The organism is Psychrobacter sp. PP-21, assembly GCF_033790785.1.
Lineage (GTDB): Bacteria > Pseudomonadota > Gammaproteobacteria > Pseudomonadales > Moraxellaceae > Psychrobacter.
In genome coordinates this window covers 1-255 of sequence record NZ_JAMYEB010000123.1, presented here as the reverse complement: position 1 = coordinate 255, position 255 = coordinate 1, and the positions used below count along the sequence as shown (strand labels likewise).

Annotated in this window: 1 rRNA gene; it reads right to left on the bottom strand. The window is 54.1% G+C overall.

Features of this window, described 5'->3' with window-relative positions:
- Positions 1-255: ribosomal RNA gene (locus tag NJD71_RS13865) — 16S ribosomal RNA — on the bottom strand; the annotation flags it as partial.

Genomic DNA, 255 nt, shown 5'->3' with positions numbered 1-255 from the left:
CCCATGGTGTGACGGGCGGTGTGTACAAGGCCCGGGAACGTATTCACCGCGGCATTCTGATCCGCGATTACTAGCGATTCCTACTTCATGGAGTCGAGTTGCAGACTCCAATCTGGACTACGATAGGCTTTTTGAGATTCGCATCACATCGCTGTGTAGCTGCCCTCTGTACCTACCATTGTAGCACGTGTGTAGCCCTGGTCGTAAGGGCCATGATGACTTGACGTCGTCCCCGCCTTCCTCCAGTTTGTCACT